The organism is Streptomyces sp. NPDC003327 (genome assembly GCF_053589515.1).
The window spans coordinates 24,668-46,872 of the sequence record NZ_JBSFSA010000004.1 but is presented as its reverse complement, the minus strand read 5'-3'; the positions used below and the strand labels follow the sequence as shown (position 1 = coordinate 46,872).

19 protein-coding genes are annotated in these 22,205 nt (G+C 73.4%); 6 read left to right on the top strand and 13 right to left on the bottom strand.

All coding sequences use genetic code 11. The features are described from left to right. The first annotated feature begins 48 nt into the window (after positions 1 to 48). Positions 49 to 1,623: a S8 family peptidase gene (locus ACWDVG_RS04940; RefSeq protein ID WP_451696270.1), complete on the top strand. Its 1,575-nt coding sequence runs from the start codon at positions 49 to 51 to the stop codon at positions 1,621 to 1,623. Positions 1,624 to 1,759: 136 nt separating this feature from the next. Here ACWDVG_RS04940 and ACWDVG_RS04935 read toward each other — a convergent pair whose 3' ends face one another. The 3 genes from ACWDVG_RS04935 to ACWDVG_RS04925 all read right to left on the bottom strand — a co-directional run bounded on the left by ACWDVG_RS04935 (position 1,760) and on the right by ACWDVG_RS04925 (position 5,816). After that, the gene (locus tag ACWDVG_RS04935) at positions 1,760 to 4,231 is read right to left on the bottom strand and encodes a cutinase family protein (protein ID WP_451696268.1); all 2,472 of its coding nucleotides are present in this window, start codon (positions 4,229 to 4,231) and stop codon (positions 1,760 to 1,762) included. Positions 4,232 to 4,748: 517 nt separating this feature from the next. Further along, the gene (locus tag ACWDVG_RS04930; RefSeq protein WP_451696266.1) at positions 4,749 to 5,126 is read right to left on the bottom strand and encodes a hypothetical protein; all 378 of its coding nucleotides are present in this window, start codon (positions 5,124 to 5,126) and stop codon (positions 4,749 to 4,751) included. Positions 5,127 to 5,498: 372 nt separating this feature from the next. Continuing rightward, entirely contained in the window at positions 5,499 to 5,816 is a 318-nt protein-coding gene (locus tag ACWDVG_RS04925; protein WP_451696265.1) for a hypothetical protein, read from the bottom strand. 447 nt (positions 5,817 to 6,263) lie between these two features. Between ACWDVG_RS04925 and ACWDVG_RS04920 the strand changes: the two genes are divergently transcribed. The 4 genes from ACWDVG_RS04920 (at position 6,264) to ACWDVG_RS04905 (ending at position 8,842) form a co-directional block, all read left to right on the top strand. Then, a complete protein-coding gene (locus ACWDVG_RS04920; protein WP_451696263.1) occupies positions 6,264 to 6,614 on the top strand; it encodes a UBP-type zinc finger domain-containing protein in 351 nt (116 codons plus the stop codon). A 55-nt stretch (positions 6,615 to 6,669) separates the two neighbouring features. Further along, on the top strand, positions 6,670 to 7,293 hold the full coding sequence (locus ACWDVG_RS04915) for a TetR/AcrR family transcriptional regulator (protein WP_451696261.1): 624 nt from the start codon (positions 6,670 to 6,672) through the stop codon (positions 7,291 to 7,293). Then, the gene (locus ACWDVG_RS04910; protein WP_451696259.1) at positions 7,290 to 8,165 is read left to right on the top strand and encodes an oxidoreductase; all 876 of its coding nucleotides are present in this window, start codon (positions 7,290 to 7,292) and stop codon (positions 8,163 to 8,165) included. The genes ACWDVG_RS04915 and ACWDVG_RS04910 overlap by 4 nt, the downstream gene beginning before the upstream one ends. A 170-nt stretch (positions 8,166 to 8,335) precedes the next feature. After that, on the top strand, positions 8,336 to 8,842 hold the full coding sequence (locus ACWDVG_RS04905) for a TspO/MBR family protein (RefSeq protein WP_451696257.1): 507 nt from the start codon (positions 8,336 to 8,338) through the stop codon (positions 8,840 to 8,842). A 31-nt stretch (positions 8,843 to 8,873) separates the two neighbouring features. Here the strand turns inward: ACWDVG_RS04905 and ACWDVG_RS04900 are convergent, their stop codons facing one another. Next, complete coding sequence (locus ACWDVG_RS04900; protein ID WP_451696255.1) at positions 8,874 to 9,263, bottom strand: DUF6479 family protein; 390 nt, start codon at positions 9,261 to 9,263, stop codon at positions 8,874 to 8,876. 357 nt (positions 9,264 to 9,620) lie between these two features. Here ACWDVG_RS04900 and ACWDVG_RS04895 point away from each other — a divergent pair, with 357 nt between their 5' ends. Continuing rightward, on the top strand, positions 9,621 to 10,070 hold the full coding sequence (locus tag ACWDVG_RS04895; RefSeq protein WP_451696254.1) for a VOC family protein: 450 nt from the start codon (positions 9,621 to 9,623) through the stop codon (positions 10,068 to 10,070). Between the two features lie 122 nt (positions 10,071 to 10,192). On the opposite strand, the gene ACWDVG_RS04890 is transcribed toward ACWDVG_RS04895, so the two are convergent. From ACWDVG_RS04890 to ACWDVG_RS04850, 9 genes are all read right to left on the bottom strand, one after another. Continuing rightward, entirely contained in the window at positions 10,193 to 11,533 is a 1,341-nt protein-coding gene (locus ACWDVG_RS04890; RefSeq protein WP_451696253.1) for a diaminopimelate decarboxylase, read from the bottom strand. 62 nt (positions 11,534 to 11,595) lie between these two features. Continuing rightward, on the bottom strand, positions 11,596 to 12,900 hold the full coding sequence (gene lysA / locus ACWDVG_RS04885) for a diaminopimelate decarboxylase (RefSeq protein ID WP_451696251.1): 1,305 nt from the start codon (positions 12,898 to 12,900) through the stop codon (positions 11,596 to 11,598). A 24-nt stretch (positions 12,901 to 12,924) separates the two neighbouring features. Continuing rightward, positions 12,925 to 14,268, bottom strand: coding sequence for a M20/M25/M40 family metallo-hydrolase (locus tag ACWDVG_RS04880; protein WP_451696249.1), 1,344 nt, complete (start codon positions 14,266 to 14,268; stop codon positions 12,925 to 12,927). A gap of 123 nt (positions 14,269 to 14,391) precedes the next feature. Continuing rightward, entirely contained in the window at positions 14,392 to 15,264 is an 873-nt protein-coding gene (locus tag ACWDVG_RS04875) for a M55 family metallopeptidase (RefSeq protein WP_451696247.1), read from the bottom strand. After that, complete coding sequence (locus tag ACWDVG_RS04870; protein WP_451696246.1) at positions 15,261 to 16,133, bottom strand: S66 peptidase family protein; 873 nt, start codon at positions 16,131 to 16,133, stop codon at positions 15,261 to 15,263. The genes ACWDVG_RS04875 and ACWDVG_RS04870 overlap by 4 nt, the downstream gene beginning before the upstream one ends. Before the next feature lie 170 nt (positions 16,134 to 16,303). Continuing rightward, entirely contained in the window at positions 16,304 to 18,328 is a 2,025-nt protein-coding gene (locus ACWDVG_RS04865) for a prolyl oligopeptidase family serine peptidase (RefSeq protein ID WP_451696245.1), read from the bottom strand. Positions 18,329 to 18,739: 411 nt separating this feature from the next. After that, on the bottom strand, positions 18,740 to 19,963 hold the full coding sequence (locus ACWDVG_RS04860; RefSeq protein WP_451696243.1) for a C39 family peptidase: 1,224 nt from the start codon (positions 19,961 to 19,963) through the stop codon (positions 18,740 to 18,742). A 243-nt stretch (positions 19,964 to 20,206) separates the two neighbouring features. Continuing rightward, the gene (locus ACWDVG_RS04855; protein WP_451696241.1) at positions 20,207 to 21,217 is read right to left on the bottom strand and encodes an ABC transporter ATP-binding protein; all 1,011 of its coding nucleotides are present in this window, start codon (positions 21,215 to 21,217) and stop codon (positions 20,207 to 20,209) included. Then, complete coding sequence (locus tag ACWDVG_RS04850) at positions 21,201 to 22,205, bottom strand: ABC transporter ATP-binding protein (protein WP_451696240.1); 1,005 nt, start codon at positions 22,203 to 22,205, stop codon at positions 21,201 to 21,203. The genes ACWDVG_RS04855 and ACWDVG_RS04850 overlap by 17 nt, the downstream gene beginning before the upstream one ends.

Here is a 22,205-nt window from a genome sequence, read left to right as displayed (position 1 = left end):
CCTTTCTGTTCCGGAGCGACGTGAGATCCCACCCCACCGGAGACCTCAATGTCCCTTCCCCGTAAGAAGACTTCAGCAGCCGTCACCGCGCTGCTGATCACCGCCGCGGCGGTAAGTCTCGCGCCCACGGCCGCCGCGGACCCCGGGCCCACGCCCGAACCCGGCAAGCTGCTCAGTGTCCCCGAAGGCCAGCAGGTCAAGGGCCGTTACATCGTCCAGCTGCTCGACAACGCCACCACGGTATCGACCGCTTCGGCGAACGAGCTCGCCCAGACGTACGGCGGCACGGCGCACCGCGTCTACAACCACGCGCTGCGAGGCTTCTCCGCCCAGCTGAGCGAGGACGAGGCCCGCGAGCTGTCCGCCGACCCCAAGGTGAAGTACGTCGCGCCGGTCCAGATCGGCCACTCCGCCGCCACCCAGACGGATCCGCCCTGGGGCCTGGACCGAATAGACCAGAAGTCCCTGCCGCTCGACCGTCGCTACACCTACGCCGGCACCGCCGGCAACGTCACCGCCTACATCGTCGACAGCGGCATCCGCATGAGCCACCAGGACTTCGGCGGACGGGCCAAGAGCGGCTACGACTTCGTCGACAACGACACCGACGCCAGCGACTGCCTCCAGCACGGCCACGGAACGCACGTGGCCGGCACGGTCGGCGGCTCGCAGTACGGAGTGGCCAAGGGCGTCAAGCTCGTTTCGGTGCGCATCCTGGACTGCAACGACAGCAGCACGACCGAGCAGGCTCTCAACGGCATCGACTGGGTCACCCAGAACGCCGTCAAGCCCGCCGTGGCCAACTTCAGCCTGTACTTCGGATCCTCCGACACCGTCATCGAGGGCGCGATCAAGCGGTCCATCGCCTCAGGCGTGGTCTGGACGCTGTCGGGCAACAACCAGAACACCGACGCCTGCCAGTCCTCCCCGGCGAAGCTTCCCGAAGCGATCACCGTCGGAAACACCGACAGCTCGGACAGGCGCTACTCCAACTCGAACTACGGACCCTGCCTCGACATCTGGGCACCCGGTACCAGCATCGTCTCCGCCAGCCACCAGAGCGACACCGGCACCCGCACCATGACCGGTACGTCCATGGCCGCCCCGCACGTGGCCGGTGCGGCAGCCCTGTACCTGGCCGCCAACCCCAGCGCCACCCCCAAGGAGACACGCGACGCCCTGGTCGCCCAGGCCAGCACCGTCACCATCGGAGATGCCAAGGCGGGGTCCCCGAACAAGCTGCTCAACACCAACCCCGGCACCACCACGCCGCCGGCCGGTCCGAAGTTCGAGAACACCACCGACTACCCGATCAGGGACAACGTCACCACCGAGTCCCCGATCACCGTCACCAACGTCAACGGCAACGCCCCCTCCACCCTCACCGTCGGCGTCGACATCCGGCACACCTTCCGCGGCGACCTGCGCGTGCAACTGGTCGCCCCCGACGGCACCGCCTACCTTCTTAAGGACTACAACTCCAACGACGGCGCGGACAACGTCCAGGCCACCTACACCGTCAACGCCTCCAGCGAACCGGCCAACGGCACCTGGAAGCTGCGCGTGACCGACAACTGGGCCAACGACACGGGCTACGTCAACAGCTGGTCCCTGCAGTTCTGACCTTCTGACCACCCCGACGAGCGGGCCAAGGGTCGCGGCGAGGATCCTCGCCGCGACCCACCCATGTGCCTGACCGCCGCCCCCACCGCCCCACCGTCCGTGCACGGCGGTGGGGCCGGCAGCGTCAGGGGCAGGGTCAGACGACGTTGGGCGGGTCGCCCGGGCGGCGGCTCGCGCAGGCGGGCACCTGGTCGAGCCACGCCGCGCCCTGGATGAAGATGTTGCTGATCCACCCCTTGTAGTCCGGCAGGTACGACCAGGCGCTGTTGGTGATGCCCTCGGCGGTCACCGACTGCCCCCGGTCCTGGCACAGGACGCGGACGGTCGTCGGCGCGGCGAGGACGTGCACGACGGCCGTCGAGGTGGAGGCGTCGGCGCGCACCTTCACGTCGGACCCCCACATGTGGTGACCGGTGTTGCCCACCGGCGCTCCGCTGCTCCCGCAGGGCGGCACCCCGTCGAGCCACGCGGGGCCCTGGAGGTAGATGTTGCTGATCCAGGCCCGGTGGTCGGGCAGGTACGACCACGCGTCATTGGTGACGCCCTCGGCGGTCACCGTCTCGGCGTGCTGCTGGCAGGAGACCGTCACCTGCGTGGGCGACGCGAAGACGGTGCCCAGCGGGGCCGCGGTGCCGGGCCACAGCCGCGTGTTGACGCCGGAGGCCCACACCGTGAACCGGCCGCTGCCGCCGCCCTGGTTGCCGTCGCACGCCGGTACGCCCTCCAGCCACGCCGGGCCCTGGACGAAGATGTTGCTGATCCAGCCCTTGTAGTCGGGCAGGTAGGACCACACGTCGTTGGTGATGCCCTCGGCGGTCACGGACTCCGCGCGCTTCTGGCACTGGATCGCGACCGACATGGGCGCGGTGAACACCGCCACCGGGGTGCCGGAGCGGGCGGGCAGCGGGCGGACGTTGACCCCGTCGCCCCAGGTACTGAAGCGGGTGCCGCCGCCCTGGCTGCCGTCGCAGGCCGGCACCCCCTCCAGCCAGGCCGCGCCCTGCACGTAGATGTTGGTGATCCAGCCCTGGTACTCGGGCAGGTAGGACCAGGCGTCGTTGGTGATGCCCTCGGCCGTCACCGTCTCGCCCCGCTTCTGGCACTGCACCGTGATCGATGTGGGCCCGACGAAGGTCGTGACGACCGTGGCCCCGCGAGCGGGCGCCGACCGGACGTTGACGCTGTCGCCCCACGTGCTGTGACTGCCGGACCCGCCCTGACCGGAGAGCCGGATCGCCCCGGCGTACCGCCGGTGACTGGAGAAGTCCGAGACCATCATCCTGGTGTCCGACTCACGCGCCTCGACGATCTTCCCGTTGCCGAGGTAGATCGCCACGTGCGTGATCGGCTCGCCCCAGAAGACCAGGTCGCCCGGACGCAGCGGTTCGGTGCCCTGTGCGGGGGTGAAGCGCGCGGTGGCGGGCAGTGCGAACTCCTGCGCGGCGGTCCGCTGCCCCATCACGTCGTGCCCGAGGGCCTGGGCCCATGCCCAGCGGACGAAGCCCGAGCAGTCGAAGCCCTTGCGGTAGGGGTCGTTCTTGCTGCGCTCGGGGTCGGTGACGTCGACGAAGCCGTAGGTGGCCCCGGGAGCCGGACCGTGCCCGCCGCCCCAGGTGTACCAGGTGCCGGCCGCCACCTGGCTGCAGGCCGCCTCCACCGCCCGGCGGGCCGCCTCCGAGGGCACGTCCTGGAGCGGTCGGCAGTCGGCGAGCGGACGGTACGGGTCACCGCGCATGAGCAGGCGGGCGAATTCCACGCCGTACTTCTGCGGGATCCACACTCCGCGGCAGCAGAAGTCGTACGAGCTGTGGACCGCTCCGCCGAGCGCGGCCTGCACCGCCCCGAGGGCCCGGTCGGAGATGTCGCCCGGAGTGGCGAAGGGGCCGGAGAGGGAGCCGCAGATGCCGTCCCCGTTGATGCAGACGCTGATGATGCGTTCCGCCATCAGCGCCGGGCCCTTGTCACGGCCGAGCAGGCCCCGGGTGGCCCCCTGTGCTCCGCCCTCGATGAGACGGGCGTCCGCGCCGTCCTGGGGGAAGATGTCGTCGTTGTACGAGGCGGAGCCGTCGCGGTACGGGTCGGCGAGGAGCAGCACGGCGCGGATGCGGCTCCACTTGGCGGGGTCGGCGAGCCTGGTCAGGGTGCGATGGATGACGCCCGCTCCCTGGGAGTAGCCGACGAGGCCGAAAACGGTCTGCGGGCAGGCCGCCATCCGGTTGTTGAGCCGGTCGGTGAGTGTGCGGACGCCGTTGTCCTCGGAGGCGAACCAGGCCTGGAGGCTGCTCAGGCCCGACGGCACGGGTGCGGCCGGATAGTCCAGGTCCTCGTAGACGACGTCGACCTGGTCGCGGAACCCCTGCTCGTAAAGCGTCTGGTCGGCGTTTCTCAGTACGCCGCCGACGCGCTTGCCGGTGTCGTAGAAGTCGCTCTTCGTCTCGCCCGAACCGCGGGCCCCGATGACCAGGAAGTGCGGGCACGCCACGGGGGCGGCCGTGGCGGGCGGTGCCTGCCACGGGACCAGGGCGAGGAGCCCGGCGAGCAGGGCGAAGACGGTCATGGCGGCCGCGGGTGCGCGGCGGAGGGTGAAGGGCGCGTGCGGTCCGGTCACGTCGCCCACCCGGGGGCGTGCGCACGGCGAAGCTCTAAGTCCATGGTTCCTTCCGTCAGTCGAGGGTGGGTGCGGTGTGCCGGTCGGCTCAGCACTGCTTGAGGCCCGGCGGGGGGTCCTGCGTCGTGTAGACGCTGACAGCGGGGACGTTGCCCCACTGGCCGTTGTCGAGCTGGGTCCAGTACCAGACGTCGTTGCCGCCGCTGTGCGGTTCGCCGCGGCCCCCAGCACGCGAACCAGCCGTACGTTCCGTAGAGCTGGCCGCGGGAGGCGGAGCCGTACGTGCGGTGCTCGTACCCGTAGGCGCCGGCCCGGTGCGAGCACCACAGCCGCATGTCCGACCACCACACCTCGCAGCGCTTTTCGTCGGCCGTGGAGACGGGCGGGGCGGTCGCGGCGGCGGGCTGCGCGGCAGGGACGAATCCGGCGAGCAGGGCGCCCGCGGCGAGGGCGAGTGACACACTTCGTGAAGAAGGCATGACAACCTTTCGCTGTCGACAGGCGGCCGTGCGGTCGGCTAGTACGGGCGCAGGACCACCGAGTTGATCGTGGTGAGATCGAGGTTCGACACCGCCCCCTCGAGCATGTACCAGCGGCAGTCGGTGCCGTTCTTGCCGATGCACAGGTCGACGACCCAGCCGTCCGTCTGGTTGTTGAAGACGATGTGCATGCCGATCTGGTCGTACAGGTTGTAGGGGCCGGACCAGTAGATGTGGGAGGGGCGGTCGTTGTTCCACCCGGCGTTCTGCGGATAGATGCAGAACGCCCCCGACGGGCAGCCGTGGGAGGCTCCCGCCGTCGGCGCCGCCTGTGCCTGCACGGCGCCGAACGCGACCACGGCCGCGGCCGAGGCCAGGAGGGCCGTGACCCTGCGCACGAGCTGGTGAGTCCTCATCGATCGTTCCCCCGAAACGCGTCCGTCGTGTACCGCAGCGCATCTGCGATCAGCTGCGGGCGGGCCCATCTTCCGGACGGCGCACACCAGTTGGCAAACCTTTCGAACTTCCTCGAAACGAGACCCCGCCCGCACAGAGCACGAGCCGGCCACGTCCGGCGGCGATGCGCACCTCAGCGTGGGGCGGCGGGACCTTCGTCGTCGTGAAGGGACGGTCCCTGTTCTCGGCTTCCGGTGTTGTCCTCACGGGAGGAGGTGCCCTGGGCGGCGAGTGGCAGCGGTCGAAGAGGAGCTCCGCGTTCTTCTGTCGGCGGACTCCCGCCGGTGAATTCGAGGCGCTCATCCGACGCTGACAACCGTCAGAAACGACGTCTAACTGCAGATGCGCTTGAAGCCGGTCGCACCGGGCCGGGCCCGGAACGCGACCTCATGACCGGCGTCGTCGGTGAAGACGGCCTCCTTGTCGGACTTCAAGGTCATCGTGCCGCGCTGGGTCGGGTTGCCCCACCCCTCGGGCGGGTTTCCGGAGCCGTCGGAGAGCGGGGTCACCGCTTCGAAGTAGGTCGAGCCGATACGGGCCTCGTCGATCCCACAATGCGTGTAGAGGTCGAACGGGATCGCCCCTTCGGACGATGGCGCCCGGACGGCGTCGGCGGCCTCGTCAGCCTGGGCGCATCCCGTGAGCACCATCGCAGCCAGCGTGAGGGCGAGAATGATCTGTCCAGCTCTCTCGGTCATGGCCCTTCGACGATCACACCCCGTCCGCGGTTCCGCGCCTCACCCGCTGGGGGCCACGGATGTTGGTGCGGTGACACCGTCGGCTCGGCCGGTCCGACGGGTGACGCCTTCCACCCGCCCGAGCTCGACGAGTGGGTCTGGGACGTCGCCGGGCCCGGTCCCGGGAGCGATGCGATCGGCCCGTACGGCCGTTCTCGTACCGGCTGTACGCGGCGCGCCGTCCGCGGCTCCGGGTGCGTCACCCCGCGAGGCCGGCGTCGCGGACCTCGGTGCGGCTTCGGGCCGGAGAGCCCCGCATCCACCGGCGCTCTCCGGCCCGAAGACGGAGGGCACGGAGCGGGTCGGACAGGGCGAGGCGGCTGGGTCATGGAGACGGGTCGGACAGGTGGAGACCGCGGGGTGACCGGCACCGGCGGCGAGGCGTCGTGGACGGTGGCGCCCGACCCGGGACGTCCGTACGACCGCCGCTGTGATCACCTCGCCGGGGTGGCCCGGCCGACCGGGCCCGTCGGCGAGGGCTGCGCCGAGTGCCTGGCCCTCGGCTGGTCCTGGTCGAGGTTGCGCTGGTGCACCACGTGCGGGCACGTCGGGTGCTGCGACAGCTCGCGAGGGCGTCACGGCCATGCGCACCACGCGGCGACGGGGCATCCGGTGGCGCTCTCCCTCGACCCCAGGGAGGACTGGGGCTGGTGCTACGTGGACGAGCTGTTCCTGGTCGAGTCCCCGCCGCCGGAGGGCGACGCCGTGTGAGGAGCCGCGGCCAGCCGGGTTGACACCAGGGAGTGTGGTGAATGAACATTCATTCATGAGCGACAAGCGGACACAGATCCTCCGGGCGGCTTTGGTGGTGTTCGCCGAGCACACGGTGGCGGCGACACCGGTGCCGGTGATCGCGCGGGAGGCGGGCGTCGCCGCGGGCACCCTGTACCGCTACTGGCCCAGCAAGGAAGCGCTCGCCAACGCGGTCTACCAGGAGGCCAAGGCGGCGTTCACCGCGTACCTGACGCGCGGCGTCCCGGCGCCGGCCACCCCGGAGGACGTCGTCGAGGCGTACGCCCGCATGTGGGCGAACCTCGTCTCCTTCGCCCGTGACCACCCCGACGCCCTGGCCTTCCTGGAACACCAGCAGCACGCCTCCTACCTGGACGCCAGGAGCAGGGCGATGGCCGAGGAGGCCGAGGCTCCGGCCGTCGAGCTGATCCGGGCGGGGCAGCGGCTCGGCGTCCTGCGCCCCGGGGACCCGCACCTGCTCATCACCATGATCTTCGGGGCGTACGTCGGACTGACGAAGGCGGCCCGGGCCGGCGGCGACCTCCCGCCGCCCGCCTGGCAGGAGGCGTCCCGGGCCGTCTGGTCCATGCTCGCCGTCGCCGAGAGCGTTCCCCGGGACGCCGCCCAGACCGTTCCCCATGAGAAGGACACGCCATGAACTCCCAGCCCCTCGGTCCCGTGCTGATCACGGGATGCTCCTCCGGCATCGGCGCCGCCGTGGCCCGCGCCTTCCTGCGCAGCGGCGCGATCGTGTACGCCACGGCCCGGCGCCCCGAGACGCTCACCGGCCTCGCCGAGGCCGGAGCCCGGGTGCTCGCCCTCGACGTGACGGACGAGACGTCCATGGCGGAGGCCGTCCGCCGGATCGAGGCGGAGCACGGCTTCGTCGAGGTGCTGGTCAACAACGCCGGTTACGGCGAGTACGGCACCATCGAGGAGACCGACCTCGACCGGGTCCGCAGGCAGTTCGACACCAACGTCTTCGGAGCGGCCCGCCTCGTGCAGCTCGTCCTGCCCGGGATGCGCCGCGCGCGCCGGGGCCGGATCGTCAACGTCGGCTCCATGGGCGGCCGGCTCACCTTCCCCGTGGGCGGCTACTACCACGCCTCCAAGTACGCCCTGGAAGCCCTCACCGACGCCCTGCGCGTCGAGGTCGCGCCGTTCGGCATCCGGGTCAGCCTCATCGAGCCGGGGCTGATCAGGACCTCCTTCGCCGACACCGCCGCCACCACCCTCACCTCCAGCAGTTCTCCGCGGACCGGGACGCCGCACGAGAACGCCTACGCGGAGCTGAACCGCACCGCCGGGGAGGTCATGGCTTCCGGATACCGCAACCGACTGCTGGCGACCACGCCCGAACCGGTCGCCGAGGCCGTCCTGCACGCGGCCCGCGCCCGACGCCCCCGCCACCGGTACGTCATCACCCCGGCCGCGAAGGCGATGGTGCACCTGCGCCGGCTCGGCGGCAGCAGGCTCTTCGACGCCGTCGTGCGCCGCCAGTTCGCCCTGCCCGCGACCGCACGCGCCTGACCGACCGCTCCGCCTCCCTCCGGGCGTGTCCCTCGGGGGGTTCGGGGCACACGTCTCCCGTACGGGACAGGGCCCGCCTCCAGCACTGCCGGGCTTCCGTCGCCGTTCGTCATCCGGTCGGGGCCGTCGGCCGCGCCGACCGGAGGGGCCACGACAGGCGAGGTGGAGCGATGAGACTGACGAGCGACGCGTGCCGGACGGCCGCGGCGGGCGGACGGTGGAAGCCGTGCGCGGCGGCGAGTGCGGCGGTCGCCGCCGCTGCCGCCGTGGGCACCATCCCCGTGGACCCGGAGAGTCCGTGGTACCGCGGCCTGAGCAAGCCGGCCTGGCAGCCGCCGCCGTGGTCGTACGGCGTGGTGTGGACACCGCTGTACGCGTCCCTGGCCTTCGCGGCGGGACACGCCCTCGGCCTCGCGAAGGGCGCCGACCGGCGGCGCCTCGCCGCGCTGTTCGGCGTCAACCTGGCCCTCAACGCGGGGTGGACCTGGCTGTTCTTCGGCTGCCGGAGCCCGCGCGCCGGGTTCGCCGCCACGCTGCTGCTGGACGTCGGCAACGTCGCGCTGATCCGGCGCACCGGCCGCGTCGACCCGGCGGCGGCCCGCGCGCTCGTGCCGTACGCGGCGTGGTGCGCCTTCGCGACGGCGCTCAACGGCGCCGTCGCGAAGCGCAACACCTGACGGGGCGGCCCGGGAGCGGGCGGCTCGGTGCTCAGTCCCCGTGGCCGGTGCCGCCGCTTCCGAAGCCCCCGCTGGAGATGCCGCCCCACTTGCGCTGCTCCTCGCTGGGCGGGGCGAGCGAGGTCTCGCCGCAGTTCCGCAGGTTGTAGGGCATGAGGCGGTGGGCCCCGTCGGTGTGCGGCACCTCGGAGGGCCTGCGGTACTCGTACACCTCACCGGGAAGCCGGTCGGTGTCCGGCCGGCGCGGCTGGCTCTCCGGGTCCGGAGGAGGCAGTTCCCCCCTCGACACCCGGATGCCGAAGGCGAAGGCTCCGATCAGTACGGCGACGACCACAAGCCCGCCGATCACCTGGGCGAGACCGGACTGCCAGACGCCTGCGGCGAGTTGCTGCTCCGCGAGGGCCAGGGTGTGGGTGCTCATGAGGTGTCTCCCATCGTCGGACCGTCGCCGGCGGGGCGAGGACCCGGTCGGGTGGTGTTCGGTCGACAGCGCACGGGACGTGGAAAGGGCCCGGCGCGGAGGCGCGGCGGAGCCGCGCGACGGGTGCTGCGGTGTGCCGTGGCCGGACCGATGGTCCTCCGGCTGCGGTCGGCTCCGGCAGGTGACGCGGGAGCCGATCCACCGGCACCTTGTCAGCCTCGCTTCCCCCGCTCGGGAAGGCGACTCGCATCGTTCGTGCATCGTTGGCCCTCTTCCGAAGGCGGACGAGGGGACGGCGTCGCATCCGGGGACGCCGCACCGGGAGAAGCATCGTCACCAGCGGTGGAGGAGGTCACCATGAACACAGCTCGGGCGACCAGGGGCGCCGGGGTCGCGTACCTTTCGGACGACGTCGGGGTCGCGGACCTCCACGCCTACCTCAGCTACAAGGACGCCGAAGCCGGACTCGCCTGGCTCTCCGACGTCGGCTTCGAGGTCGTGCGCCGACAGAACGAGGAGGACGGTTCCCTCGTCCACGCGGAGCTCCGTCTCGGGAACGTGGTCGTGATGGTGACCGGCGCCCATGCCACGTACAGCAGGCCGGCCCTGCACGGGGTCACCACCGGGAGCGGCCTCTACCTGTGCCTCCCCTCCGCTTCGGCGGTCGACCAGTGGTACTTCCACGCGTTGTCCGCGGGCGGGGTCCCGGTGATCGAGCCCGAGGCGACGGAGTGGGGTACGCGGCGCGCCAGGGTCCTCGACCCCGAGGGCCACGAGTGGAGCGTGGGAACCCACCGGCCCGGCTGACGCCGGCGGGCTCCCCGGGCGCGCCCGCCGCCTCGGGCGGGAGCGCCCGCTCCCCGTCGGCACGACGGTAGGACCCTGTCAGGACGACGGCCGGACCCTGTCAGGACTTCGGTCGGACCCGGTCAGGACGTCGGCGGGCCGAACCCCCTCAGGAGCGCCGCCGCGTGGGAGGCGCCGCTCTCCTCGACGACCTCTTCGAGGGTCTGCGGCGTCCGCACCGCTACCAGGTCGACCCCGTGGTCCCGGTGGAGGAAGCCGTAGACCCCGGGCCGGGGAAGGCTGTTGTACGCCCAGGGGGCGGAGAAGTAGTAGGCGCCGGTGTCGTGCAGCACCACCACGTCGCCCTCCGACAGCTCCGGCAGAGGACGCTCGTGGGCCACGACGTCGCCGGCGAAGCAGAGCGGCCCCGCCACGTCCTGCCGCACCGCCGGCGTGGTCCTGGGCCGCCCGTCCGGGCCGTGGGCCGTGATCCTGACCGGCCACGCCTCGGGCATGAACACCGTACGGGTCGCCACCTGCGCTCCGGCGTGGGTGACCGCGATCCTCCGGCCGCCCGACTCCTTGACGTACTCGACCAGGGCCGCGGTGAAGCCGTTCTTCGCGAGCAGCGACCGGCCGAACTCCGTGACCACCTGGTACCGGCCGTCGAGCAGGGCCGGTTCCGTGTCGGTGAGGGCCCGGACGTACTCCTCGAACGTCGGTGTGACCGTGTCGTCCAGGAAGTTGACGGGGAGTCCCCCGCCCAGGTCGAGACTGGTGACCTGGCGTCGGCCCACATGGGCGTTGATCTCCTCGGCGAGCCGGTGCAGCGCGGCGAGGCCCCGGGCGATCAGCGGCAGCGGGCAGCCCTGGGAGCCGACGTGGGCGTGCAGGCGGGTGAGCCAGGGCCGCCGCAGGAAGGCGTCCAGCACCCGGGCGCGCGCGCCCGGGTCGTCGAGGGCGACCCCGAACTTGGAGTGTGCCGTCGCCGTGCTCATCGCGGCGATGGTGCCGCCGCCGACCTGCGGGTTGACGCGCAGGCCCACGACCGACCGTGAGTCGGCGGGGCGCAGGGCGTCGACGCGTGCGAGTTCGGCGAGGTTGTCCGCGTTCAGGGCGATTCCCAGGGTGAGCGCCTCGCGGATCTCGGTGCGGGTCTTGGCCGGCGAGTCCAGGACGATGCGGTCGGGTGCGAACCCCGCGGCGAGTGCCAGCCGGGTCTCGCCCGGGCTCGCCGTCTCGCAGCCCATGCCGGCGTCCGCGAGCAGCCGCAGGACGGGGACGAGGGGCGCCGCCTTGACCGCGAAGGCGTGCAGCACGTCGGGTACGTGGGCGAAGGCGTCGTGGAGGGCGGCGACGCTGTCCCGTACCCCTTGGACGTCGACGAACCCGGCGACGGGGTGGTCCTCGCCGAGGACGCCCCGGCTCAGCGCCTCCCTCAGTACGGTCGCGGCCTTCTCCCGGTGTTCCACGGTTTCCCTCATCGGCGGTGCCGGTGGGGCCTGGCCGGGACGGGCGGCGGTGCGAGGCGCGCCCGGCGGGCGGGTCACGGGACGTCCAGCCGCAGGACGTCGTCGAGCGTCTCCCCGCGGACGACGAGGCGCGCCGCGCCGTCGCGCACGGCGACGACGGGCGGCCGGGGCTGGGCGTTGTAGTTGTTCGCCATGGAGCGGTGGTACGCGCCCGAGGCCGGTACGGCGAGGAGGTCGCCGACGGCGAGGTCGGCCGGCAGGCGGGCCGAGTCCACGACGATGTCGCCGGACTCGCAGTGCCGGCCGCAGACCGTCACCGTCTCGTCGGCGCCCCTCTCGGTCGTCCGGGCGGCGAGGACGGCCGTGTAGGTCGCGTCGTAGAGCGCGGGGCGCAGGTTGTCGCTCAGGCCGCCGTCGACGGAGACCCAGGTGCGCAGGCCGCTCTGGCGTTTGACGGTGCCCACGGTGTACAGCGTCACCGTGGTGGGCCCCGCGATCGCCCGGCCGGGCTCGACGGCGAGCCGGGGCATGGGGATGCCCGCGTCGGCGCACGCCTTGTGGACCCGGTCGATGACGACGGGAGCGAGGTCGCGCACGTCCAGGGGTTCGTCCTCGGGGAGGTAGGCGATGCCGAGGCCGCCGCCGAGGTCGAGGCGCCGCAGCAGCACTCCGTGCGTACGGGCGGTGTCGGCCATCAGGGCGACGAGCCGGTCGGCGGCGGTCACGAAGACGTCGGGGCGCGTGATCTGGGAGCCGAGGTGGCTGTGCAGGCCGACGAGCTCCAGGCCGGGCGCGTTGACGATGCGGGAGACGGCGCGGTGGGCGCTGCCGCTGGAGAGGGAGAAGCCGAACTTCTGGTCGTCGGTGCCGGTGGTGATGTGCGCGTGGGTGTGTGCCTCGATGCCCGGTGTGACGCGGACGAGGACGGGCTGGCGCCTGCCCCGCCGTGCGGCGATGTCGGACAGCCGGGTGATCTCGTCGTCGGAGTCGACGACGACGAGCGAGACGCCGTGGTCGACGGCCTCCGCCAGTTCGGCCGGGGACTTGTTGTTGCCGTGCAGGACGAGGGAGTCCCCGGGCACTCCGGCGCGCCGCGCGGTGCGCAGTTCACCGGCGGAGCACACGTCGATGCCCAGTCCCTCCTCCCTCAGCCACACGGCGACCTGGTGGCAGAGGAAGGCCTTGGCGGCGTAGAAGACGTCGTGGCCGGCGAAGGCGTCGCGCCAGGCCCGGCAGCGGGCACGAAAGTCGTCCTCGTCGAGGACGAAGGCCGGTGTGCCGAACTCCTCGGCGAGGTCGCTCAGGCGCACCCCGCCGATCGCGAGGCCGTCGGGGCCGCTGGTGGCCGTGGCCGGCCACAGGTGCGGAGGAAGGTGCATGGTCGTTCGCCCTTCGAACATGGCTCAGTAGGTGGTGAGGAACCGGTGGAGGACGCGGACGCCGAAGTCGAGGCCGGACACGGGCACGCGCTCGTCCACGCCGTGGAACATGCCGAAGTAGTGCAGGGAGGGGTCGAGGAGGAGAGGTGCGAAGCCGTAGGTGCTGATGCCGATCCGGGCGAAGGCCTTGGCGTCGGTGCCACCGGACTGGATGAACGGCACCGGGTGCGCGTGGGGGTCCTGGCTGCGGATCGCAGCGGCCATCGCGCCGAAGGCCGGCCCTTCGTGGTCGGCGGCGACGGCCTCTTCGCAGGTGATGAACTCGCGGGTCACATGGGGGCCGAGGAGCCGGTCGACGGTCTCCAGGAAGGCGTCGCGCTCACCGGGGAGGAAGCGGCCGTCGACCTCGGCGCGGGCGTGCGAGGGGATGACGTTGACCTTGCCGCCGGCGGTGAGAACGGTCGGGTGGGCGGTGTTGCGGACGGTGCAGTCGAACAGCTCTCCCAGTTGGCCGAGGCGGCCCGCCTCCTCCTCCAGCCTGGTGCGGTCGACGGGGAAGCCGAGGGCCCGGTCGAGGGCGTCGAGCAGGGCGCCGACGGCGGGCGTGAGGCGCGTGGGCCAGCGGTGGTCGGCCAACCGGCAGAGCGCACGGACCAGTTCCGCCACCGCGTTGTCCTCTCCGGGGCCCGAGCCGTGCCCGGCCGTGCCGCGGGCCGTGAGCCGCATCCAGGCCGTGCCGCGCTCTCCGACGGCGACGGGGTACACGCGCGCGTCCGGACCGGCGTACGTGCTCCTCGTCGTGATCGAGAAGCCGCCGGACTCGCTGATGGCCTCCTCGACGCCGGTGAAGTGGTCCCGGTGCGCGGTCGTGACGTGCCGTGAGCCGTACGCGCCGGTCGACTCCTCGTCCGCGAGGAAGGCGAGCACCAGGTCGCGGCGCGGCCGCCGGCCGGTGCGGGCCCAGGCGCGCACCAGGGCGAGGGTCATCGCGAGGGTCCCCTTCATGTCGACGGCTCCGCGTCCCCACAGGCAGCCGTGGTGGAGGTCTCCGGAGAGGGGGTGCAGGGTCCAGTCGCGCGGCTCGGCGGGCACGGTGTCGAGGTGCCCGTGGACGAGCAACGGGGGCAGGCCGGGGTCCTCGCCGTCGATCCGGGCGAGGACGCTGGTGCGGCGGGGGCGCGGTTCGGTGAGGGTGGCGCGGACACCGGCGGCGTCCAGGGCTTCGGCGACGTACTCGGCGGCCCGGCGCTCGCCGGGCCCCGACCCGTCGCCGGGGTTGGTGGTGTCGATGCGCAGGAGGTCCGAGCAGAGTGCGGCGACGTCGGTGGCGTATCCGTCGTGCAGGCCGGGCGGTCGGGTGGCGGTCACGAGCTGCTCCACGAGGGGGTGCGGTCGGGGGGCGGTGCCGGGCGGTGCGTACAGGGGGCAGGGCGGTGCGGGGCGCGGGGCTGTGCGGGGCGCGGGGCTGTGCGGGGCGCGGGCCTGCGGTGGTCAGCCGAAATGGTCCTCCGTCGCCGCGCCGGCGACGGTCGTGCACACCTTGAAGGTGCGCGCGGCGGTGGTCGCGTCCGGCGCGGTGAAGGCGACCCCGCGCGGACCGTTGGCTTCGACGGTGGGGACGGCGAGCACCGCCGCCGCCAGATGGGGCGCGTGGAAGTCGAGTTCGAAGCGGTGGGGCCCGCCGGGAGCGCCGCGCCTCCGCGCCGGCTCGGCGTCCGCCGGGGCGCTCGGGACGGGTTGCCGGGAGAGGCGGGCGGTGGCCTCCGCGGCCCGGGCGCGCAGCAGCTCGGCGCTCCGGGCGGGCGGGAGGCAGACGGCGGCGTACCGGCTGACGCACTCCTTGACCGCCACCACGAGGGCGTCGGGGGCCCACGTCTCCGCTGCCCGGCAGGTGAGGTCGTCCCCGGTCACGAGGAGGACGGGGACGCCGTGTTCCTCGGCGATCAGCGCGTTCATGCGGCCCTCGTCGGCCGGTTCGCCGTCGATGCGGAAGCCGGTCAGCCCGGTGCCGAGGTACGTGTGCGAGAGGACCCCCTGCTCGCCGGCGCCCGTGTGGTAGCCGAGGAACACGACGGCGTCGGCCGACTCGATCCCGGCCATCATGCCGAGCGGCTTGTGTCGGCCGGTGAGCAGGCGGGCCCGCGGGTCGAGGGCTTCGAGGAGGAGGTTGCGCTGGGTGTAGTGGGCGTCGTTGACCAGCACCTCGCTCGCGCCGCCGGCGAGGAGGCCGTCGACGACGGCGTTGACGTCGCCGGTGAGGAGCGGGCGCATGCGCTCCCAGGAGGCGGTGCCGGGTTCGACGTCGTCGGGGCAGGTGACGCCGGTGACGCCTTCCATGTCCGCGGAGACGAGGACGCGCGTCATGCCGTGTTCCTTTCGTGCGGAGGGAGGGTGACGCGGCGCAGGGCCGTGTCGAGTACGGCGCGGACCCCCAGGGGTACGGTCAGCTGGCGTGGTCCGTGTCCGGCGGCGAGCCCGGCCGCCACAGGGACGCCGAGGCCGGACAGGCGCTCGCGCAGCACGGCGTCCAGCTGGTCGGGAGGCCCGCAGTCGGTGAAGTCCCCGAGGACGACACCCGCCGCTCGCCGCAGGACTCCGGCCCGGCGGAGCTGGGTCAGGGACCGGTCCAGTCGGTACGGTTCCTCGCCGACGTCCTCGAGGAGGAGGATCCGGCCCTCGGTGACGGGCGCGGTGGCCGTCCCGAGCGACGAGGCGAGCACGGTGAGGTTGCCGCCGGTGAGGGCGCCCTCGGCGCGCCCCGGCACGAGGACGGGTCCGTCCAGGCCGAAGGAGCGGGGAGAGGGACCGAAGAGGGCGGCGTGCAGGGACGCGGCGGTGGCGTCGTCGTCGTGGACGGGACGGCACGCGGGCATGGGGGCGTGCAGCGTCACCAGTCCGAGCCCCTCCCCCACGGCTCGGTGGAGGCAGGTGATGTCGCTGGAGCCGACCAGGAACTTGGGACCCGCGGCGGCGAGGCGACGGTGGTCGAGGCGGTCGGCGATGCGCTGGGTACCGTACCCGCCGCGTACGCAGAGGACCGCGCGCACCTCGGGATCGAGCCACGCCTCCGCGAAGTCGGCCAGGCGCGTCTCGTCGGTACCGGCCAGGTAGTCGTGGTGGGTCGCGGAGAGCCGGGGAGTGGTGCGGGGCCTGAGGCCCCAGCTCTCCATCAGGGCGCGGGCCGTGGCCGTCTCGCGGTCGTCCACGGGTCCGGCGGGGGCGACGAGGGCCACCGTGTCGCCCCGCCGGAGGAACGGGGGGTACGTGCGGTCCGGCTCCGGCGGGTGCGTGCGGTCAGACGGGTACGTGCGCTCCGGCTCCGGCGGGTGCGTGCGGTCAGACGGGTGCGTGCGCTCCGGCTCCGGCGGGTTTCCCGCGGCCGCGGCGGGCCGGGTCGCGGCCGTCATGACCGGGGCGCGGGGGCCGCGGGAGGCGTCGTCCCCGCGCCGGAGCCGCCCGGCGGGCCGAAGATCCGTTCGTAGAAACGGATCTCGGCGTCGAGGGCCGCCCGGATCGTCTCGGCGCGCCGCCAGCCGTGGCGTTCCCCGGGGAACTCGACGTGCTCGTGGGGCAGCCCGGCCTCCCGGAGTGCGCGGGCCATGGCCGACGACTGCGCGGGGTCCACGATGGCGTCGTCGAGGCCGTGCAGGAGCAGGGCGGGGCCGCTGGCGCGCGGCGCGGCGAGGACCGGGGAGCGCTGTGCGTACAGGGCGGCGGCGGCAGGCAGCGGGCCGATCAGCGCGTCGAGGTAGCGGGATTCGAAGTCGTGGGTGGTGGCGGCCCAGGTGACGGGGTCGGTGATGCCGTAGAAGGAGACGGCGCCCGCGAAGACGTCCGTGTGCGTGAGGGCGGCGAGCGCGGTCCAGCCGCCCGCGCTTCCGCCGCGGATCGCGAGGCGTCCGGGGTCGGCGAGTCCTTCGCGGACCAGGGCGTGGGCGACGGTGACGCAGTCGTCGACGTCGACGACGCCCCAGGCGCCGTGGAGACGCTCGCGGTAGGCGCGGCCGTAGCCGACGGAGCCTCCGTAGTCGACCGTGGCGACGCCGATGCCGCGGCTGGTGAAGTAGGCGATCTCCAGGTCGTAGACCATGGGGTGGTCGCCGGTGGGGCCGCCGTGGACGAAGAGGACCCAGGGCGGGCGTTCCCCGTCGGGCGTGGCCCGGTGCGGGTGGGCGGGCGGGTAGGTGTGCGCGTGCACCGGCGCCTCGGGGAGGCCGGGCGCCGTCGCGGCCGGACGCGGGAAGGCCCTTGCGGTGGGGCGGGGCAGCCAGGCGGGCTCGACCGGCGTTGTCCTGGGGCTGGACAGGACCCGGACGCCCGGGGGGCCGGCGGGGCCGGGGCCGGGCAGCTCCGCGGTGATGACGCTGTACGGCAGGAGGGTGCTCGCCCCGGCGGTGACCAGGCGGTTCGCGTCGGCGTCGATGCTGTGGACGAAGTCGGTGCAGGGCAGGCCGAGATCGGTGAGGACGGGCAGGCCGGCACCGGCGTCGGGGTCCACGACGGAGACGCGGCGCCCGGCGCCCGTGCCGTGGACGGCGACGGCCCGGCCGTCGGGGAGCGGTGCGAACCAGGTGGCGCCGGGCTTCCACAGCGCGCCGCCGAACTCCTCCTCGTCGTACGTGACGGGACGGGCGGAACCCGCGTGCGCGGACACGAGGTGGAGCGTCCACCATCCGTCGGGGTCGGTGACCGCCCAGAGGATGTCGGCGTCCCTCCACTCGGCCTGGACCACCGACTCCCGGGGGCCGCCGGCGCGCACGCGGTGGGTGCCGGCGGTGCCGTCCCGCAGCAGCGGCGCGACGCACAGCTCGGTGCCGTCCCACGGCATGGCCGGATGGTTCCAACCGATCCAGGACAGTCGGCGGCCGTCCGGGGAGAGACGGGGGCAGGTCATGAAGTGATGGGTGGCGGCGACGGTCCGTTCGGCGCCCGTGGCGAGCGAGACCGCCACGAGGGCGCGCTCGACGTCGCGCACCCCCTCGCGGCGCGTCTCCCGGACGGCCCAGACCTCCTCGCGCGACGGCGGGACGTAGAGGTCCCCGTAGGTGACGTTCCCGCGGGCGGGCGTGAGGGGCCTGGGCGGGTCCTGGGCATCCGGGTGGTGGAGGTACAGGCGCCGGTCGTTCCAGTGGGTGAACACCAGGCCGGTGCCGGTGGGGCGCCAGGACCTGCCGCCGTACTCGTGCAGGCCGTTGCGGGCGTCGAAGCCCGGGGGGAGCACGTCCTCGACCCGGCCGTCCGGCCTCGCGCGCACGACGCAGCGGCGGCCGGCCTCGTGGGGGCGCGGTTCGTCCCACCACACGTCGTCACCGACGAGGGAGACCCAGCCCGGCGTGCCGTCCTGGCGGGCGACGTCCGCGGCACGGATGTCGGATTCCCAGGCACGGAACGCGGGTGACGTGCTGGGGGTGGGAGGGGCGTGCTTCATGGGGTTACCGCCTTGGGGCCGTGCGAAGGGGCGTCGGGTCGTGAGCGGGGGAACCGCGAGGGAACGGAGCGGTCCGGCCGTACGGGGAGGGCGCGGGCGCGCGATGCCGTGCGCGGAGTGCGGGACGTGCGGTGCCGTGCGCGGAGTGCGGGACGTGCGGTGCCGTGCGCGGAGTGCGGGACGTGCGGTGCCGTGCGGGCCGAGCGATGTCGTGCGTGGGGCGGGCCGGCTGTCCTGCGCGCCCCCGTGGGGCGGGCAGGACAGGCCGCCGAGGACCGGCCGCGCGCCCCACGCTAGTGAGCCACCGCGGGGCCGCACGATCAACAAAAGGTCCCGCCCCGCAGCGGGGTCATCGACGTTTCGTCGTATGGGCGAAGGCGGCGCTGCCGAGGGCCGACGTCGGCGCGGGGGCTACCAGTTGGGGTCGAGGCCGGGCACGGGGGGAGGAAGGGGGAGATCCGCGGGGTGGAGGAGGTAGACCACTCCCCCGCCCCCCGATGCCGCCAGCCACACGCGCTCGAACTCGCCGCGCGGGTAGGTCCGCCGTACCTCCTCGTCGGTGGCCGACAGCGGGTCGTTGACGACGACGTCGCCGTCCGGCGTGAAACCGCAGACGATCTTGATGCTTCCGGCGGGTGAGTACCCGGCGCCCGCGAGCTCGCCGATGCGGAAGCTCTGGGCCGTGGCGATCGGGATGCCCGCCAGGATGAAGCGTTCGAGCTCGCTCAGCGAGCGCAGCCGCGTGACCATCCCGCCGAGCCCGTAGCGGGAGGGGTAGGCAGCGTTGAACGCCCAGTTGCCGCAGCCCTTGTAGGCGTAGTCGTAGACCGCGCGGGCGGTGAAGTCGACCTGCGGGGCGGTGTCGGCGGGGTCGATCCAGGCCATCTCGCCGGCGTCCGGACCGTGCCCGAAGTACTCGACGAGCATCGCGGTGCACGCGGGTGCCGACCAGGCCTCTCCGCCGCCGTCCCACTGGGGGCTGTGCCCGGTGTGCACCTCCTGGGAGCGGCGCGGGACGTCGAGGACCGTGCCCCAGGCCCCGCCGGGGCCGCTGACCACCGGGCGGTGGTCGGGAGGGGTGGACGAAGCGGCGAGGTACAGGGCGCGGACGGCCGGGCCGTGCGGAGCGCCCGGGGTGCGCGCGAGCCGGACCTCCAGTTCGTACGCGGCGGCGGGCCGGCCGGGGGCCGCGACGAACACGTCGACGTCCGCGGTCCCGAACGGGCCGGTCTGACCGGGCACGGTGGTGCGGTGCACCACGTCGTCGTCCGAGGCCCAGTGCGCCATGACGTACCAGGGCGAGGTGTCTCCCGCCCCGTCGCGGACGCGCAGCCGCACCACCAGCCGGGTGCCGGACGGCGTGCGGGCCGTCCACGACGGGATGAGCTCCTCGGCCGGGAAGGGCAGGTCGCGCCAGCCGGTGGAGCAGGTCGCGTACTCCCACTCCAGACTGGCGTGGCCGTGGTGGTCGACGTACGTCTCGCGCCCTTCGACGCTCCGCAGGCGCAGGGCCCCCTCGGACCAGGCGGTCCCCCGGAAGACGGCGTCGGTGAAGTGGCAGGCCTCCGACCAGCGGTGCAGCACCGCCTGCGGCTCGCAGGGGTCGTCGCTTCGCCCTCGGTTCTCGCCTGTCACGGTCTTCCTGCCGCTCTCTCGTAGCTCCGGTGTGGCTCCGGTCGGGCCCAGGCGGACACCGGTGCCGGGACGGGGCCCACATGGTAACGGCCCGGGGTTTACGCCCAGGAGCCCCGGGCCGCTTCGGGCCGGTCCCGCGCTCGGTGCGCGCCGCGGGGCATCGTGACGGCACCGCTCCGCGTCCCGCCGCTCGGCGGTGCGTCATGCGGCGCTCCGTTCGTCTCGTCGTCACGCGTGCGTCCTTCATCCGGTGGTGTCCACGGGGAAGTGACAGGCGGTCGGGTGGTCGGCTCCGTCCCGTACGCGCAGTTCCGGTTCCGTCAGGCACTGCTCACGGGCCCGGGGGCAGCGCGTCCGGAAGCGGCACCCGGACGGCGGCGCGGCGGGGGACGGCAGGTCGCCTTCGAGGAGGAGCGCGTCGTCGGGCGCGCGCCGCTTCGGGTCCGGTACGGGCGCCGCGGCGAAAAGGGCACGGGTGTAGGGGTGCCGGGGGCTCGTGCAGATCTGCTCGCGCGTTCCGGTCTCCACGATCTTCCCGAGGTACATGACCGCGATCCGGTCGCAGAGGTGCTGGACGACCGCGAGGTCGTGGGAGATGAAGACGCAGGCAAGGCTCAGTTCGCGGCGGAGGTCGTCGAGCAGGTTGAGGACCTGTGCCTGGACCGAGACGTCGAGGGCGGACACCGGCTCGTCGCAGAGGAGGAGGCGCGGTCCCAGGGCGAGGGCGCGTGCGATGCCGAGGCGCTGGCGCTGTCCGCCGGAGAACTGGTGCGGGTAGCGGTCGCGGTGGGCGGGGTCGAGGCCGACGGTTTCGAGGAGTTCGGCGACGCGGCGGCCGCGGTCGGCCCGGGGCACGGCCGCGGGGTGGATGGCGAAGGGCTCTCCGACGATCTGGCCGGCCGTCATCCTCGGGTTGAGCGAGGTGTACGGGTCCTGCAGGACCATCTGCACGCGGCGGCGCATCGCGCGCAGGCCGGCGCCGGAGAGGGCGAAGGGGTCCTGCCCCTCGATCGCCACCGTCCCCGAGGTGGGACGGTCCAGGGCCATGAGGAGGGAGGCGAGGGTGGATTTGCCGCATCCCGATTCGCCCACGATGCCGAGGGTCTCGGCGCGGCGGACGGTCAGGTCGACGCCGTCGACCGCTCTGACCGCCCCGGTTCGGTGTTTCCGGAGCACGCCCGTGGTGATCGGGAAGTGGCGGGTGAGCGCGGTGGCCCGGAGGAGCGGCGGAGCGGTCTCAGCCGACGGGGGCATGGTGGACCTCCTCGGCGAAGTGGCAGGCACTGCGGTGTCCGGTGGCTGTCAGCGTCCGGAAGGCGGGCTCGTCGGTGGCGCAGCGCGGCTCGGCCCGAGGGCAGCGGGGGTGGAAGGCGCATCCGGTGGGGACCGAGGAGGGCGGGGGCGGGGCGCCGGTGATGGGGACGAGCGGCTTGCCCAGGCGGTCCAGGCGGGGCACGGAGTCGAGGAGGCCCCGGGTGTAGGGGTGGCCGGGCCGGGCGTAGAGGTCCTCCGCGTGCGCGGACTCCACCGTGCGGCCGGCGTACATGACGGTGATGCGGTCGGCCGCCTCCGCGACGACGCCGAGGTCGTGCGTGATCAGCAGCAGGCCCATGCGGGTCTCGGCCTGGAGCTGTCGGAGCAGGCGCATGATCTGGGCCTGGACGGTGACGTCGAGGGCGGTGGTGGGCTCGTCCGCGATGACGATTTCCGGGTCGAGGGCGAGCGCCGTCGCGATCATGACGCGCTGGCGCATGCCGCCGGAGAACTGGTGGGGGTAGTCGTGGACCCTGCGCGCGGCGGCCGGGATGCGGACGCGGTCCATGAGCTCGACGGCGCGCGCGAGGGCGGCCCTGCGCCCCAGGCCCTGGTGCACCCTGTACATCTCGGCCAGCTGGTCGCCCACGGTCAGCACGGGGTTGAGGGCGGTGAGCGCGTCCTGGAAGATCATGGCGAGGCGGGTGCCGCGGACCTCGCGGTGGCGCTGCGGGGGCATCGCGAGGAGGTCGTCGCCGCGCAGCCGGACGGTTCCGCGGGCGATGTGCGCCGGCGGGGTGTCGAGCAGCCCCATGACGGCCTGCGCCGCGACGGACTTGCCCGAGCCGGACTCACCGAGCAGGGCGAGCGTCTCGCCTTCGTGCAGGGTGTAGGAGAGTCCGTTCACCGCCCGGATCGTGCCGCGCCGGGTGCGGAACTCGACGCAGAGGTCCTCGACCTCCAGGAGGGGTGGTACGGGACGGGACAT